15 protein-coding genes and 1 pseudogene are annotated in these 16384 nt (G+C 38.8%); all 16 read left to right on the top strand.

Going from position 1 to position 16384, the window contains the following annotated elements:
• Positions 1-180: 180 nt before the first annotated feature.
• Entirely contained in the window at positions 181-1578 is a 1398-nt protein-coding gene (locus LS684_RS18680) for an ATP-dependent helicase ComFA (protein WP_432418783.1), read from the top strand.
• Positions 1575-2270 carry a ComFC family protein gene (locus LS684_RS18675; RefSeq protein ID WP_233808332.1) on the top strand — a complete coding sequence of 232 codons (696 nt, stop codon included), beginning with the start codon at positions 1575-1577 and terminating at the stop codon, positions 2268-2270. Before LS684_RS18680 ends, LS684_RS18675 begins: the two co-directional genes overlap by 4 nt.
• A gap of 80 nt (positions 2271-2350) precedes the next feature.
• Positions 2351-2779, top strand: coding sequence for a TIGR03826 family flagellar region protein (locus LS684_RS18670; RefSeq protein ID WP_233808331.1), 429 nt, complete (start codon positions 2351-2353; stop codon positions 2777-2779).
• Between the two features lie 106 nt (positions 2780-2885).
• A complete protein-coding gene (locus tag LS684_RS18665; protein ID WP_233808330.1) occupies positions 2886-6875 on the top strand; it encodes a hypothetical protein in 3990 nt (1329 codons plus the stop codon).
• Positions 6872-7171 carry an EscU/YscU/HrcU family type III secretion system export apparatus switch protein gene (locus tag LS684_RS18660; RefSeq protein ID WP_233808329.1) on the top strand — a complete coding sequence of 100 codons (300 nt, stop codon included), beginning with the start codon at positions 6872-6874 and terminating at the stop codon, positions 7169-7171. The genes LS684_RS18665 and LS684_RS18660 overlap by 4 nt, the downstream gene beginning before the upstream one ends.
• A gap of 72 nt (positions 7172-7243) precedes the next feature.
• Positions 7244-7669 carry a flagellar export chaperone FliS gene (gene fliS, locus LS684_RS18655; protein WP_233808325.1) on the top strand — a complete coding sequence of 142 codons (426 nt, stop codon included), beginning with the start codon at positions 7244-7246 and terminating at the stop codon, positions 7667-7669.
• A gap of 16 nt (positions 7670-7685) precedes the next feature.
• A complete protein-coding gene (locus LS684_RS18650; RefSeq protein WP_233808324.1) occupies positions 7686-9668 on the top strand; it encodes a flagellin N-terminal helical domain-containing protein in 1983 nt (660 codons plus the stop codon).
• Positions 9669-9767: 99 nt separating this feature from the next.
• The gene (locus LS684_RS18645) at positions 9768-10205 is read left to right on the top strand and encodes a YaaR family protein (RefSeq protein WP_233808322.1); all 438 of its coding nucleotides are present in this window, start codon (positions 9768-9770) and stop codon (positions 10203-10205) included.
• 198 nt (positions 10206-10403) lie between these two features.
• Positions 10404-10661: a flagellar biosynthesis anti-sigma factor FlgM gene (flgM, locus tag LS684_RS18640; RefSeq protein WP_233808320.1), complete on the top strand. Its 258-nt coding sequence runs from the start codon at positions 10404-10406 to the stop codon at positions 10659-10661.
• A gap of 22 nt (positions 10662-10683) precedes the next feature.
• On the top strand, positions 10684-11169 hold the full coding sequence (locus LS684_RS18635) for a flagellar protein FlgN (protein ID WP_233808318.1): 486 nt from the start codon (positions 10684-10686) through the stop codon (positions 11167-11169).
• Positions 11170-11186: 17 nt separating this feature from the next.
• A complete protein-coding gene (gene flgK / locus LS684_RS18630; protein ID WP_233808316.1) occupies positions 11187-13175 on the top strand; it encodes a flagellar hook-associated protein FlgK in 1989 nt (662 codons plus the stop codon).
• 15 nt (positions 13176-13190) lie between these two features.
• A complete protein-coding gene (gene flgL, locus LS684_RS18625; RefSeq protein WP_233808315.1) occupies positions 13191-14351 on the top strand; it encodes a flagellar hook-associated protein FlgL in 1161 nt (386 codons plus the stop codon).
• A gap of 57 nt (positions 14352-14408) precedes the next feature.
• Positions 14409-14975 carry a DUF6470 family protein gene (locus tag LS684_RS18620; protein WP_233808314.1) on the top strand — a complete coding sequence of 189 codons (567 nt, stop codon included), beginning with the start codon at positions 14409-14411 and terminating at the stop codon, positions 14973-14975.
• Between the two features lie 21 nt (positions 14976-14996).
• Positions 14997-15449 carry a flagellar assembly protein FliW gene (fliW, locus tag LS684_RS18615; protein WP_233808312.1) on the top strand — a complete coding sequence of 151 codons (453 nt, stop codon included), beginning with the start codon at positions 14997-14999 and terminating at the stop codon, positions 15447-15449.
• Positions 15449-15676 (top strand): carbon storage regulator CsrA, encoded by a 228-nt coding sequence (gene csrA, locus LS684_RS18610; RefSeq protein WP_233808311.1) that lies wholly within the window; start codon positions 15449-15451, stop codon positions 15674-15676. Before fliW ends, csrA begins: the two co-directional genes overlap by 1 nt.
• A 148-nt stretch (positions 15677-15824) precedes the next feature.
• Positions 15825-16242, top strand: a pseudogene (locus LS684_RS24330) (flagellin N-terminal helical domain-containing protein); the annotation flags it as partial.
• Positions 16243-16384: the final 142 nt, after the last annotated feature.

Below are 16384 nucleotides of genomic sequence, written 5' to 3'. Positions count from 1 at the left end.
GGGTAGCTTCCTTGCTGGTCATGCTATACTGACAAAAAGGAGGTGAAAACAATAGAAGGGCTAGTGTCTAAAAAGGCTAATGTGATGCTGAGTGGCATAAGTGTATTGTTGCATATGACAGAAGTAGTGTCTTGATATCGCCAGCAGAAAGTTGGTTTTGAAAGAGTAAGCTAATTAAATATGATCGAAGGTGATCCATTGGAATCAACACAACCCAATATCGAACTTCAACAACTATTAATCGGAAAGCAACTGCTTCTAGATGAGCTTCCTTTTAGTAAAGAACTATTACAACAGCACCAACACCATCTTATTTTCCGCGAAGGAATCTCCTTAGAGAATAAAGCCCCCAAGTGCAATCGCTGTGGAAACCAACACCCCGAATGGCTTGCCACCTTTCCATGTTCACGATGTAAAAAAGAGTGTACCTATTGCCGAAAATGCATTAAGATGGGCCGAGTGAGTACATGTACTCCGTTAGTTAGCTGGAACGGACCAGCCATTTCACTATCTGTCACCCCAAAGCTAGACTGGAGCGGGACCCTTTCTATTGGGCAAAAAGTCGCCTCCGAGCAAGTAGTGAAAGCCATTAAACAAGACGAAGATCTTCTAGTTTGGGCAGTGTGTGGAGCTGGGAAAACAGAGGTATTGTTTCAAGGGATTGAAGAGGCATTGCTGTCTAACAAACGGGTATGTATCGCCACTCCGAGAACAGATGTAGTACTCGAGCTTACCCCAAGAATCAAGCAAGTATTCCCCCATTTGAAAATAGCTTCACTTTACGGTGGAAGTGACGATCGTCATCATTATTCACCCCTTACGATATCAACAACCCATCAACTGATGAGATTTTATCAAGCCTTCGATGTCATTATTTTAGATGAAGTAGATGCTTTCCCATACTCAGTAGAAGAATCCCTACATTACGCAGTCCATCAAGCACGAAAACCAGTTTCCTCGATGATCTATTTAACCGCTACCCCAAATCAGAAATGGCAAAGGGACTGTCAGCTTGGTAAACGACCATATGTCACAATTCCTGCCCGCTATCATCGCCATCCACTACCAGTGCCTCAATTCGTGTGGTGTGGAAATTGGGAGAAAAAATTGAAAAAGGGAAAGCTTCCCGGAAATGTCCTTCGCTGGCTCCAAAATCGAATTCACTCGAAAAAGCAAACCCTCCTATTCCTGCCAAAAATAGATCTCATGGAAAAGGTATTGCTCATCCTCCAAACCATCGATCCGACAATTCAATCTGTTCATGCTGAAGATCCTGATCGCAAAGAAAAAGTGAATAAAATGAGAAACAAGGAAATTTCATTATTGCTGACCACGACAATTCTTGAGAGGGGCGTCACTTTTCCGAATGTAGATGTAGCTGTACTAGGGGCTGAGAATCATATATTCACTGAAAGTGCCCTAGTTCAAATCGCTGGAAGGGTAGGGCGCAGCTTCGCCTATCCATCAGGGAATATTACCTTTTTTCATTATGGGAAGACAACCGCCATCGTTCGAGCTAGGAAACAAATTATTGAAATGAATCATCAAGCTGTAAAAAGGGGGCTAGTAGACGTATGAACTGCCTCACCTGTCATAATGAAATTCAGCAAAAGGTTAATTGGCATACGCTAATCTTGAAAGAAGAAGAATGGTTCCTTTGTCAGGAGTGTGAAAAGCAATTATCTCGAATCGAAGGGGAAACTTGTCGTGTTTGTCATCGTTCGTTCAATCTACTATCAAAGGAATATCAGAAAGGAGAGCTATGCTATGACTGCTTTCGTTGGGAGAGAGACGAAGAATGGAAGGGGGCATTGATAAAGAACACCTCGCTTTACCTCTACAATGATTTCCTCAAAGAGCTAATCGCCCGTTACAAATACCGCGGAGACTATATCCTCTCCAAAATCTTTGCTAAACAGCTCTCTTCTCTGCTAAAAGGCTATGAACTCCTCGTCCCCATTCCCTTAAGTGAAGAACGATTAGACGAACGAGGCTTCAATCAGGCAGAAGCTTTAATTGTTCAAGCAGGACATACACCAGCCTACCTTTTAACGCGAACACATTCTGAAAAACAATCGAAGAAATCGAGAGAGGACCGAATTCATCTGGAGCAGGTGTTTCGTGTGGAAAGAGGAGTGGACGTTGAAGGGAAGCGAGTCCTATTAGTGGATGATATTTATACGACGGGGTCTACGCTTAGGCATGCGGGGAAGGTGTTGCGAGAGGCGGGGGCATCGCAAATTCATTCTATAACTCTAGCTAGAGGATAAGATGTCTTAGAATTTTCATTTCCATCCTCTACGCTAAAAGATATAATGGAGGAAAAGTGTTTCTGTGGGGAGGATCATCAATGGATGAATTAAGCAACTGTCCTAAATGTGGAGATATTTTTGTTTTAACTAAATTTCGTGATATATGTCAGAAATGTTGGAAAGAAGAAGAACAAGCCTTTGAACTAGTCTATAATTTTATTCGAAAGCGAGAAAATAGAACCGCTACAATGACTCAAGTAGAAGAAGCCACTGGAGTAGATGAAGCTTTAATTATTAAATTTATTAAAAAAGGTCGTTTGAAATTAACACAATTCCCAAACTTAGGCTACCCTTGTGAAAAATGTGGGAAGCTAATACAAAAAGGGAAAATTTGTGATCCATGTTCAGAGCTTCTTCGAAAGCAATTGCAAAGCTTAGAAAAAGAAGAACAGCGTAAAGTAGAACGATTAAAAAAAGAAAAGCACGCTACATACTTTAGCGTAGATGATAAATTCAAAGAAAAGTAAGCCGTATGCGCAGCATGCGGTTTTTCTTTTTCTAAAAGATAGAAATTAATAAATAGGAAGATGCTCCGATATATAGATTAGATGGTAAGAATGAGGACGTGAGCGAATGCAAATAAACCAACAAACGTTTACTACTAATAATACACAAACGACAAATCAGCCTCTTGAGTTAAAAGAAGGCGAAATATATAGGGCACAAATTAAAGAGAGAGTTTCGGATTCAGAGGCAGTTCTTGTTATACGAGGGAAAGAGCTCCCTGTTAAATTCGAAGGAGCTGTCCCGTCTCAATCTCCTGTAACTGTTCAGATATCTGGCCAAAAAGATCAAGCAACATTAGTGAAAGCTATTGCATCTGAGTCGATAAAAGCGGAAGTTCAGTCAACGAATGCGGCTAAGGCATTTCAAAGTATAGGTATCAACTCTTCTGATTCTCCTGAAATAAAAAAGGCTGCTCAAGTTTTATTGGATAAAGGGCTACCTCTATCTAAGGAAGTTGTAGAAGAATTAAAATCGTTTTTTAATAAAGCAAAAGGATCGGAAGAATCAAAGATAGATACAGTCAAGGCATTGGCGAATAAAAAACTAGAGGTTACACAAGTCCATTTAAAAGCCATCCACGAAGCGTTGCATGGGGATCGACTTAGCGATGTCCTAAAGAACATAGCAAAGGAACTCGATCCGAATTTTAAAATAGAAGGGTCTAATCAAAATCAGTATGTAAATCATTCTTCTAAAAGTATAGAGAATAACGCTTCTACTTCTACTACTAAGGTTCTACGTTCCGAGTCTAATTCTTTGAATCTACCACAGAACGATGCTGTAAATAAGCAGGTTAGGGATGCGTTAAGTAATCTTCGGCAGGTAGTCGAAAATGAACCTAACTTAAAAGAGGCAGTGAGGAAAGTCAAAGAAGAAGTATGGAAGATGCCGGGTTTAGATAAGGAATCTATAGCTAAAATTGAAAAAGCTGCGAATGAAGCAGAGAAACTACAATCCATTGGAAAAGAGCGATTACTTCAAGAACTAAGGAAGGCTGAAAATCACCTTGAATGGAAAAACAACCAGCAGCCAGAGAAAATAACTCAAATCCAACCAAATAAATCAGCTATAGAAAGCCTTTCAACTATTGTAAATGAAATAAAGAGTGACCTAGTGAAAAGCTCTAATCTTCAAAAAGCAATGGATCGTGTTCAAGTCCAGTTAGTAAGAGATAGTCGATTTCCACAACAAAGTATTACAAAAGTACAACAAACAGTAGAAGAAGTTGCCTCCTTGCAAAAACAAGGTAGAATCACTGCAGGAAAAGAACAGCTTGGAAGTGTATTGAATTCATTAGAAAATGAACTCAAATCAATAGAAATGAGTCGTGCGAATAAGAATCTTCAAACAATAGAACAAAAACCTAGCGAAATCGTAAAGCAAGCAAAAGAAACGGTGCAGCAGGACCCAGATCTAAGCAAGGCGATTGAAAAAGTACGAGAACAGGTAGTCACCAATCCGAAAATCGATCGGGAAGTAGCGCAAAAGGTTGAAAAAGCAGTACAAGAAGCACGCCAGCTTCAACAAATCGGCCGAGAAACAGTAGGAAGAGAGCGCCTAACGCAAGCATTAACCAAGGCGGAGAATGAGCTAGGAAAAATGGAGGCTTCCTCAAAGCAGCAGCAAGCGCCAGCAGCAGAGCAACGTCCAAGCGAAATCATAAAGCAAGCAAAAGAAACGGTGCAACAGGAACCGGACCTAAGCAAAGCGATTGAAAAAGTACGTGAGCAGGTAGTCACGAATCCGAAAATCGACCGGGAAGTAGCGCAAAAGGTGGAGAAAGCACCACAAGAAGCACGCCAGCTTCAGCAGATGGGCCGAGAGACAGTAGGAAGAGAGCGCCTAACGCAAGCCTTAACGCAGGTGGAGAATGAGCTAGGAAAAATGGAGGCATCTCCTAAGCAGCAAGCGCCAGCAACAGAGCAACGTCCAAGCGAAATCATAAAGCAAGCAAAAGAAACAGTACAACAGGAACCAGATCTAAGCAAAGCGATTGAAAAAGTACGTGAACAGGTAGTCACGAATCCGAAAATCGACCGGGAAGTAGCGCAAAAGGTGGAGAAAGCACTACAAGAAGCACGCCAGCTTCAACAGGTGGGCCGAGAAACAGTAGGAAGAGAGCGTCTAACGCAAGCTTTAACGCAGGCGGATATGGAATTAACAAAAACGGAAGCTCAAGGTAAACCCCAAGCTGTAGAAGCTCAACTTAATGACACGGCGAGAAACACAACGGAAGCCACTAAAGCTACAACGGCCACTGATGAACTTAAAGAAACAGTAAAACATATTCGTAATGAGCTCCAATCAAAAGAGGATGTAAAAGCTTCTGTAAAAAAGATTTTAGACGAAATTACATCTAGTAGAAAGCTAGATCCAGTACTAGCAAATAACCTTGAAAAAATGGCTAAACAGGCAAATCAGCTTAATGACGCAGGTCGAGAGCGCATTGCTAATATGTTAAAGCAAGTTCAGGAATCTTTAGGGCTGTCTCAACAGAAAGTTGATCCTACAAAGTCACAAGATTCTGTTGAAATGAATCCAGAACAACAAATGAAGCAAGGGAAAGCCGTCCTTCCTAGTGAAACAATCAAACAAGCAATCAAGCAGCTCCAAAATGAACCAAGCTTAGATGTTGCACTAGATACTATCCGTAAACAAATCTCGAGCAACCCGAATATTGATCTGAAAAACATAGAAAAGGCCGAGAATTCATTGGAGCGCGCAGCCCAGCTGCAAGAAAAGGGTAGGGAGATGGCAGCTCGCCAAGAAATTTCTAAAACCTTAACTGAGATGGAACAAGACCTAACTAAGACAGAGCCTGCTTCTAAGTCAGAACCTACGTCAGCCGCTGAAAACTATGACATAAATGAAAAACTGCAAGGACTCAACGTTCCATCTAAAGACATATTGGTTACAAGAGTCACTCAAAAGCTAGCTCAAGTTACACATGACTTCCGCGAACTTAAACGTGAAATAACAAGGAATTTAGATCATGTAGATAAACTTATTCAAACGTTTAAGAACAATGCCTATCCTCAGGCGAAGCAAATGCTCGAGTCTGCAATAAGCAAACTGGATAATGCAATCTTAAAAAGTGATATTATGCTGTTTACTGACATGCAAACAGAAAAGAAACTGATTAATGCGAGCTCTCAACTTGCAGAAGCAAAGAAATTACTAGCCAAAGGAGAGCATTCTCAAGCATCTAAAATAGTTCAAGAAGTAAAGACGCTAGTCGATAAAATCAACTTTAAGCCAACAGATCAAAAAATTGTTCATTATGCTTCAAAAGAGAGCTTGATGCTGGAAAATTCAAAGCCATCTCATCAGCTGTTAAACCATTATGGTGACCTGACAAAAAACATATCAACCCAAGAACCATCTGCGAAACAAATGTTTGAAGCCGTCCGTACGCTAGGTTTAAACCACGAGAGTGATCTAGGAAAATCACTAGTGTTTCAAAAAGGGGATTCATCTTTTCAACAAGAGCAAAGTCAACAGCAACAAAACATGAAGGCAGCGTTAATGAAGCTTGCTCAAGGAGAAGGAGAAGAAACAAGTCCGAAAGTCATGCAACAAGCGGAGCAAGCATTGAATAACCTTACAGGACAACAGTTGCTAAGCAAATCGGACGCATCAGGCTCGTTGCAAAGTATGTTTTTTAACCTTCCAATGCTACTAGGAGGAAAGCCAGAAAACATTCAGGTATTTATTAACTCTAAAAACGAGGGTGAACAGGTAGACTGGGAAAATTGTAGTATTTATTTCCTTTTAGAAACAAATAAGCTAGGTGATGTAGGTGTAATGCTGACATCCTCGGAACGGAATCTTTCTATTACGATAAAAAATGATAAACCGGGGTTTAAAGAAAAAATGGAACCCATTGCAGCAATAGCGAAAGAAAAATTAAATGAAATAGGCTATAGCGTGAATAGCATTAGCTTCGCCAAGATGAATGCTCCTACAACCAATACGCAAGAAGAACAACCCAATCATGCCGCTGCCAAGCCGTTAAGACCAGTATTTACAGAGAAAGGAATGGACTTCAAGATATGATGGTTACTAAGTTTTATAATCAGAAAAAAAGAAGAGAAATAAACGGTCCTTCTGCCGCTGTGATCAAATATGATGAAGAAACGGGAAGAGCGCCGATCGTTGTAGCCCAAGGGAAAGGTCAGGTTGCCCAGCAAATTATTGATCTAGCAAAGAAAAATAACCTTCATATGCAAGAGGACTCTTCATTAGTCTCAAACCTCTTGGACATGGACCTGGGAGATAATATTCCCCCTCAGCTTTACTCAGTAATGGCGGAAATTTTAGTATTAATAGAAGAAATGGAAAAAAACTATTAACAAAACTATTAAACACTTACAAAATTAGACCGATAAAATAAACAGATAACGTAAATTAGGAGGTGTACCTTGATGACTGACTTCTTAACAGAAGAATTAATCTATAAAAAATCGCCTCAGGAAATTACGGCTTTATTATATGAAGGATGTATCGTAGCTTTAGAAGAAGCTATTGAAGCCATAAAACAAAAGGACTATTACCATACGAATAGACTATTAACCAAATCAAATGATATCCTGTACCGATTAGATGCAGGAATTAACTATGAAGCTGGAATTATAGCGGACCAATTAGATGCGCTTTATGACTATATGTCAGAGAAGTTAATTGAAGCTAATATGAATAAAGATATTAACAAAATTGAAGAAGTCCTACAAATCTTAAACGAACTAAGCGGATCGTGGGGTCAAGCAATTAAAAGCAAACCAATTAAACAAGCGAACCCGATACGTCAAAAAGCTAATGCATACGAAAAACACATTCTAACCGTAGAGTAAAAGGAGACTAAGCAAAATGAGAATTAATAATAACATTCAAGCATTAAATGCTTATCGCAACTTATCTTCTAATCAGTTTAATACTTCTAAGAACTTAGAAAGATTATCTTCCGGATTACGTATTAACCGTGCAGCTGATGATGCAGCAGGTTTGGCTATTTCAGAAAAAATGCGCGCGCAAATCCGTGGTTTACAAATGGCAGAAAGAAACTCATTAGATGGCATCTCTTTAATTCAAACGGCAGAAGGTGCACTGACAGAAGTTCACAGCATGCTTCACCGTATGCGTGAGCTAGCAGTACAAGCAGCAAATGACACAAACACTGAATCCGATCGTAAAGAAATTCAAAAAGAACTAAACCAGCTAACATCAGAAATCAACCGTATCGGAAATGCAACTGAATTCAATACAAAGAAGCTACTAAACGGTGGAGCAAATAAAATTGCGCCGACAGTTGAGAAGTATGGGGTGGCATTAACAGAGGGAGAAGCTATATTTAATATTATTACAAATAGTGTTCCAGCTACGACTCCAGGAAAATTTGAACTTGATTTAAATAAAATGTTTGTTAAAGGTGAGCAAATTTCAATAGCAGGTCAAACATTTACATTCGGGGAATCAACAGGACAGATTAATTTAGGGAATACAACTTCAGAACAAGCAAATAATATTAAAAATACAATTGCAGCAAATGCAACACTTTCACCAAGATTCAATGTTAGTGTTATTGATAACAAGATAATACTAGAGGAAAAATCAGCAGTAGTAGCAGCTGGGAACCCAACAATTAGTACAATCGGTAACGCACAAGGAACCGTTCATTTTGATCATCTAGTGGTTGGTACTGCAGCACCAGCAGTAAAAGGAAAATATGAAATTGATATTACAAATGTTTTTAGAGAGAATGAAACAATCAAGATTGCTGGAGTGGAATTTAAAGGTGTTAAAGGAACAGCAAACCCTACTGCTACTCCTCCAGAATTTAGTGTGGATGGAAATGCGCGTGATCAAGCAAACAGTTTAAAGCAAGCACTAGAAGCACATGCTACTTTCTCAAACGCAACTACTGGTTATGATATCTCAATCTCAGGTACAACCTTAACTTTTGATGAAAAAGTAGCTGGTTCAGGAACAGCTATCACTAAACCAGAAACAGACCTAACTGCAGCAATCCCAGGTGAGTTTAAATTTAACATTGAGCGTTCGATTGTAGGACAGTCATATACAATTGATGGAATTGAGATCAAAGTAGTTAATGACTCTACACAGCACAATGATGATGTGAATACGGGTAAATCGATGCGCCATAGTGAAGTCCTATCCGAGCAAGCTGAGAACTTAAGAAAAGCGATTGAAAGAAACCCTGATCTTGGGAAAAAATATTTTGTTGAAGGAACTGGAAATGAGGTTGTTCTTAAACAAAGACCAGACTACGAAACGGCTGTTATCCCTACGATTATGCTTTCGAACACGGGAGATGGGGATGTATTCAAATCGAATCTCCAAATTGGGCCAAACCAGCACCAAGTTTTAACTGTGGAATTAAACGATGTACGTTCTCCGATGTTAGGAATTTCTACAACAGATCCTCGAACGAAGATTGTTGATGTAAATGGGGACCTAATTGAAGGAGCCGCGTTTAACGTAGAAAAGACTGTTTCTAATGGTTTAACAGAAGGGTTTGTTGAATACTCAATCGATATTAGCTCACATGAAAAGGCTTCAGCTGCAATTAAAGTGTTTGATACGGCTATCGAACGAGTGAACGGAGAAAGAGCTTCACTTGGAGCACTTCAAAACCGTCTAGAGCATACCATTAACAACCTTAAAGTAACTCACGAGAACCTATCATCTTCTGAATCACGTATTCGCGATGCTGATATGGCTCTTGAAATGACGGCATTTACGAAGAATAACATCTTAAACCAATCTGCTCAAGCGATGCTAGCTCAGGCAAATCAGTTACCACAAGGTGTTCTTCAATTATTACAAGGATAATGAGATAGAGAGGTCTGCTCCTTCGGCCGAGCAGCCTCTCTTTTTTTTATTTCTTATGGTACAATACAAAAAAACTTATTAATAGGATGGGATTCTATAATGGATGTTCAGAAAATTGGTAAGGCAGGCCTTGATGGAGTTAAAAGTAAGAAAAATGTACCTACTGAGAGCATTTCATTCCAAGAGGTAGTGGCAAAAGGAAGACAACAGGTCATATTTGACCGACTTACCCAGATGGTGGCTGAAATTGAGGAGCAAGGGAAAGTGTTAGCGGAGAACCGATCCGTTGACCACTTAAGGAAATATAAGAAAAAAGTAAAAGAGTTTATGGATGAGGCAGTTCAAAACGGCTTGCAGCTTGAGGAGCAGAGAGGGTTTAATCGTAGGGGAAGAACGAAGGTATATAAAATCGTAAAAGAAGTAGACAAAAAGCTGATCGACCTTACGAATGCTGTATTAGACAAGGAAAAGAAGGGCTTAGATATTTTAAACATGGTTGGAGAAATCAAAGGTCTGCTGATAAATATTTACACGTAAAGCTACTAACCACCCGTTAGTGGTTTTCTTTATTTTTTCTAACTCTGCAGAATCCCACAAAAAATACAGCAATAAAAATTAAATTACAATACTTTAATTTATCGAAAATCTGACGATATTAATAAAAAGTGAAACGATACGTTGAATTGGAAAATAGATAAAAGACGTGATTTGAAATTCAAGAAAGGAGAATTTTCCATGAAAATCAATAATGTAAACCGTGTAAATGTCAATCCATATAGACAGGCATCGGATAAGATCGAGCAGGTTCAAAAAGTATCTAAAAAAGATAAACTTGAAATTTCAAGCGAAGCAAAGGTATTACAAAAGACGAGTCCAATGGAAGCTGCCCATTTAGAAAAAGTGGCAAAGCTGCAACAGCAAGTTCAAGCGGGGGAATATCAAGTGAACCCAAAGGAAGTCGCTCGCAAGCTATATGATTTCTGGAATTTATAAGAAGTAAGGGGGGGAAGCAGCTATGTCGATTAAAGATGTAATTAGTAATTTAGAGAAGTTAACCATGCTTCAAAAGAGCCTAGTGAACATCTCTATGCAAAAAACAGAGATTATCAAATCTGAAGACGTAGAGCCCCTTAACCAATTGATAAAGAATGAATCCAAGCATATTCAAGTGATAAAGAAAATAGAAGCTGATTTAATCGCAATTTCAAAAGAAGTGAACGGAATGGAAGAGGATTCTCCAACAATAACTGACCTCATTCACCTTGCTGAAGGAGACGAACAGGAAAGGCTTCTAGCTCTCAAGCAAGAACTAGAGGAGACGATCGGAGCATTGACGAAGAGAAATCGGTTAAATCAGCAGCTATTAGAGCAATCATTGCAATTTATTCAAGTATCAATGGATCTTCTTAATCCAACTATCGATTCTTATAACTATGAAAAGCCGAATCAATCGAGTGAATATGAAGAGCTGAATCGCTCCATTTTTAATTCTAAAGCATAAACTGGAGGAAACCTTATATGGTATCTACTTTTTTTGGACTTGAAATAGCAAAGCGGGGGATGCAAACGTCTCAAAGTGCCCTTTATGTAACGGGTCATAACGTTTCAAATGCAAATACACCTGGATATACGAGACAACGAGTGAACTTCAATCAAACAGCTCCGTATCCTAACCCAAGCATGAACCGTCCGCAGCTTCCTGGTCAGATGGGAACAGGTGTCGAAGCGGGAGCCATTCAAAGAATAAGAGACAACTTTGTTGATGGTCAATATCGCTCAGAAAACAACAAACTAGGTTATTGGGCTGCTCAAAACCAAGCATTAAGTTCATTAGAAACCATTATGAATGAGCCTAGTGACTTAGGAATTGCGAATGCATTAGATGAGCTTTGGACCTCACTTCAAGATCTATCTGTTACCCCTCAAGACTCGGGAGCTCGTTCAGTTGTGCGTCAAAGGGGAGCAACTGTAGCAGATACATTTAACTATATTTACAATAGTCTTCAAACCGTTCAAACCGATTATAAAACAGAAATAGATGTTACTCAAAAGGCAATCAATTCGATTCTGAAGCAAGTGAATGATGTAAACCAGCAAATTAAAGATGTGGAAGTACACGGATATCTTCCTAATGACTTGTATGATCAGCGAGATCGGTTAATTGACAATCTATCATCCTATGTAAATGTTCGCGTAGACGCAAAATCCTCTGGAGGACTTTCTTCTTCTATTGCAGAAGGTGTCTATGATATCTATTTAGCCGATAACAACGGGAATATTATAAAGGATGACAATGGAAAAAATATTAAATTGGTGGATACCATTCTTAATCAAGCATTTGGTGTATCCGTTAAGTATGATTCAAGCAATGTAAATAACCCAGTAGCTGGTATTGAACTAAGATTATTAGATACACAAGGTGGAGGAACTAATGGATTTGCTCAAAATCCGTATGACCCGTTAAATACTCCTGCCTATTCATTTGCTAAGTTTGAGACGTTTAAAAATCAAACAACAGGTAGTTTAAAAGCACATATCGAGTCATATGGCTATCAAACGGATAGTGGCACTAAGGGAATCTATCCAGATATGTTAAAAAACCTCGATGAAATGGCCTTTAAATTCGCGCAGGCATTTAACGAAGTTCATCGATCAGGCTGGAGTATTACTGAGATTAACAAAGGAATAAAGGATGGAAAAGACTTTTTTACTTTTGATAGTTCCATAGCGAATCCTACTGAAGATAATCCGACAGGAGCAGCAAAAAGTTTAAAGCTTTCCCAGCATATTTGGGATAGCATTGATAATATCTCAGCTGCTGCAGAAGGAACAACGATTTCTCAACAAATGCAACCACCAACCGTCCTACCATTAAATACATCTACAGGTCAACCCGAAATTACGGGAAGATTTGAGCTTCCAGCTGGGGAACCGAGCATGGATGTGCAAGTGAGCTGGTCTGGAACCACTTGGAATTATACTATTTCAACACCAGGAGGCACGGGAAATACTACTGGAGTGCTATCCTTGAATAGTGATAAAATAGCTGAACTGCCTGGTTATCCAGGAGTGAAAATCGATTTTTCTGCGATTGCTGGAGAAGTGGCTGGAGACAATTGGACGGTTTCAATTGCAAATAACGGTGGAATTACACCAAAAGACTCAGCTTTTATTGGAAGTGGATCCAATGCAGCAGCATTAGCAAATATTAAAGATTTTGTTCAAGACTATGGCGGAACCTCTACCACGATAACAAGTTTTTATCAATCAGTTATAGGGGATATGGGGGTAAAAGCGAATCAAGCAAATCAAATGACAAAAAGTACTGAAGTACTATCAAGCTCGGCTTTAACGAGACGAGAGTCGGTTTCAAGCGTTTCTCTTGATGAAGAAATGACAAATATGATTAAGTTTCAGCATGCATATAATGCAGCTGCTCGTAATATCACTATGGTAGATGAAATGCTTGATCGAATTATAAATAATATGGGTGTAGTAGGAAGATAAGGTAGGTGACTAGACATGCGTGTAACTCAAAATATGCTTATCCGCAACAACTTATCCTATATCAGCAATAACTATGAACGATATGGGGAAATTCAGGATCAAATCAATACGAATAAGAAAATTACACGTCCGTCTCAGGACCCAGTTGTCGCGATTAAAGGCATGAGATATCGATCTCAAGTCGTAGAGGTGGAGCAATTTAAGCGAAACCTCAGTGAAGCATACAGCTGGATGGATAATGCAGATGCAACATTAGATGAAACTACAAATGTACTTCATCGGATCAAGGAATTAACAATTCAAGCATCGAATGAGACGTATACTCCCGACCAAAGAGATGGAGTAGCAAAGGAAATTAATGAGTTATTAAGCCATCTAGAATCACTTGCAAATACTAGAGTAAATAATAAATATATTTTTAATGGTACAGATACAAACAGTAAGCCAGTTGATATAGCTAGCATTAATAAAAGTCTTTCAGAGTTAACCCTAGCAAATGGAGGGGACTACATGCTTCATTATCAAGGGAAGCATTTTCAGTTCTCAAGTTCGAGTTCTAGCACGGCAGGTGCTGTAACGACGAATAATTATGTGTTTACGAATGGAAACGAGCAAATTACGATTAATATCGATAAAGAAGCGTCAAAAGAAGATGTAATATCTATTGAATTTGATGGAGACATCGCCGATGCTACGAATACACCTGATGCGATTACAGAGCAAGACATAATTCTTTCAGGCAAAAACGCAGTGGCGACGAATAAGCAAGATGTGAATATTGAGGTAATGAAAGGAATCAATATCGATATTAATATTCGACCGCAGCATGTATTCTCTCCAGAAATGTTTCGAGACATCACTGACTTAGTTAAAGCATTAAAAGAGCCAAGTCAAAAAGCGGATGGAATTAATCCCTTTATAAGTAAAATAGAAGCGCACATGGACAATGTGACAAATGAAAGAGCAGACTTAGGTGCGAAATACAATCGAGTAGAGCTTATTGAACAAAGATTGGCTCTACAAGAAGTAATTGCAAAGGACACGATGTCTGATAACGAAGATATTGACTTTGAAAAAGCAATCATCGACCTTAAAATACAGGAAAGCTTGCACCGTGCTTCATTAGCGATGGGAGCAAGAATTATTCAGCCAACACTGATGGATTTCTTACGTTAATGAAAAATAGCTATCTATTATAGATAGCTATTTTTCATAGGAGGACAAGGAGGGGATATGATGCAAATACCTCAATTAAAAGTGAAAGCGCAGCCGGCTCTTCTCGGAGTTCAATATCAGCCTACGCAAATTGAAATGAGGCAGCCCAAAGCTGAATTATTCATAAAGCAGCCTGCAGCAGATATAAGATACATAAAAAATGAGGGACAGCTAACTATTGATCAAACTGAAGCCTTTGCAGACGCGGAGCTAAAACACATATTTAGACGAAATGAGGAGTGGGCAGCTAAAGGCAGACAACAAGCGATGAAGGCTGTTGCAAAAGCAGTCCAACAAGGGGATCAAATGATGAAAATCGAAAACAAAGGGAGTGTCTTGCCTCAAATAGCGAAAACGAATAGCGAGCCACCTAATTTCGAATTTAACATAGGCTTCATCCCGTCATCAGCCTCTAAGGTGAAAATTCAATACCGTCCAGGCTCTCTAAAATTTGATATTAAAGAAAATGCTCCAGAAATCCAAATAAACCCAAATAAGGTTACGGTTAACGTAAACCCAGGGCATACTAGAATATATATAAAACAAAAATCAGCTATTTCATTTCAGATTGACCTTCAAAAATAAAAAGAGATAAGCGGTGAAAATATGATCATTGAAACAAAATATCATGGGAAACTCGAAATTGAACCAAACACAATTATTACTTTTGAAAGTGGAATTCCAAGCTTTGAAGAGGAAAAAAGATTTATTGTCCTAGAATTAAATGACGATACGCCTTTTTTTGTTCTCCAGTCAACACAAACACCTGAACTTGCCTTTTTATTAATTAATCCTTTCGCCTATTTCCAATCATATGAGTTCTCTTTACCAGAACAAATTCTAGAAAAACTAAAAATCGACAATAAAGAAGATATTGCGACATTTTCAATATTAACGATAAAAGAACCTTTTGACGAAACAACAGCCAACTTAAAAGGACCAATCATTATCAATACAAAAGAAAAACTAGGCAAGCAACTATTACTGGTAGAAGAAATCTATCAAACGAAGCACAAATTGTTTGAAAAATCACCCTCCCAAGGAGAGGAGCAGGAATAATGCTGGTGCTAACAAGAAAACCAAACGAAGCCATAAAAATTGGATCTGACATTGAGATAAAGATTCTTTCGATAGATGGAGAACAAATCAAAATAGGTATAAATGCCCCTAAAGAAGTCGAGATTCACCGAAAAGAAATCTACCTCTCCATCCAAGAAGAAAACGCAAAAGCGGCCCACACAACAATTGACATACTAAAAAAATTTACCACTCAATTAAAAAAATAAGCAAAAACTATTAAAAAAGAACTAAACTAGGTCGATATAATGAGTGTAAAACAAAATAAGAGCTTTGGACGGCCGCCAATCTCTTATTTTGTTATCAAATTCACCACATGGATGTGGGAAAACAAACATTTCAAGGAGGAAATAACCAATGATTATCAACAACAATATTCCAGCGTTAAACACGTACCGTCAGATGGGAATTAACAACAATGCAAGTGCGAAAGCAATGGAGAAATTATCTTCAGGTCTTCGTATTAACAAAGCAGGAGACGACGCTGCAGGTCTAGCAATCTCTGAAAAAATGCGTGCTCAAGTACGTGGTTTAGACCAAGCAAGCCGTAACTCTCAAGATGGTATCTCAATGATCCAAACTGCAGAGGGTGCATTACAAGAAACTCATAACATTCTACAACGTATGCGTGAGCTAGCTACACAAGCAGCAAATGATACTAACGTAGAAGTTGACCGTAACGAGATTCAAAAAGAGATGAACCAATTAACATCTGAAATCAATCGAATTGGTAATACAACTGAGTTCAATACTCAGAAGTTATTAAATGGTGGAGGGCAAGACGCAACAAAAGTATCAAAAGGATCATCCCTTGAAATTCCTGCTCAATTAGCAGGGGGTGAGGCAGGAGTTGCAGCAAACTTATCTAAGACATTTACAGTTACAAATAACTTCACTACTGCAGATGATGGTAAACA

It is taken from the genome of Cytobacillus spongiae (assembly GCF_021390075.1).
This window is presented reverse-complemented; position numbering and strand designations above follow the sequence as displayed.

Coding starts and splice junctions, on each gene's coding strand:
- LS684_RS18680 (WP_432418783.1), top strand. CDS start 181: ATGATCGAAGGTGATCCATTGGAATCAACACAACCCAATATCGAACTT.
- LS684_RS18675 (WP_233808332.1), top strand. CDS start 1,575: ATGAACTGCCTCACCTGTCATAATGAAATTCAGCAAAAGGTTAATTGG.
- LS684_RS18670 (WP_233808331.1), top strand. CDS start 2,351: ATGGATGAATTAAGCAACTGTCCTAAATGTGGAGATATTTTTGTTTTA.
- LS684_RS18665 (WP_233808330.1), top strand. CDS start 2,886: ATGCAAATAAACCAACAAACGTTTACTACTAATAATACACAAACGACA.
- LS684_RS18660 (WP_233808329.1), top strand. CDS start 6,872: ATGATGGTTACTAAGTTTTATAATCAGAAAAAAAGAAGAGAAATAAAC.
- fliS (WP_233808325.1), top strand. CDS start 7,244: ATGACTGACTTCTTAACAGAAGAATTAATCTATAAAAAATCGCCTCAG.
- LS684_RS18650 (WP_233808324.1), top strand. CDS start 7,686: ATGAGAATTAATAATAACATTCAAGCATTAAATGCTTATCGCAACTTA.
- LS684_RS18645 (WP_233808322.1), top strand. CDS start 9,768: ATGGATGTTCAGAAAATTGGTAAGGCAGGCCTTGATGGAGTTAAAAGT.
- flgM (WP_233808320.1), top strand. CDS start 10,404: ATGAAAATCAATAATGTAAACCGTGTAAATGTCAATCCATATAGACAG.
- LS684_RS18635 (WP_233808318.1), top strand. CDS start 10,684: ATGTCGATTAAAGATGTAATTAGTAATTTAGAGAAGTTAACCATGCTT.
- flgK (WP_233808316.1), top strand. CDS start 11,187: ATGGTATCTACTTTTTTTGGACTTGAAATAGCAAAGCGGGGGATGCAA.
- flgL (WP_233808315.1), top strand. CDS start 13,191: ATGCGTGTAACTCAAAATATGCTTATCCGCAACAACTTATCCTATATC.
- LS684_RS18620 (WP_233808314.1), top strand. CDS start 14,409: ATGATGCAAATACCTCAATTAAAAGTGAAAGCGCAGCCGGCTCTTCTC.
- fliW (WP_233808312.1), top strand. CDS start 14,997: ATGATCATTGAAACAAAATATCATGGGAAACTCGAAATTGAACCAAAC.
- csrA (WP_233808311.1), top strand. CDS start 15,449: ATGCTGGTGCTAACAAGAAAACCAAACGAAGCCATAAAAATTGGATCT.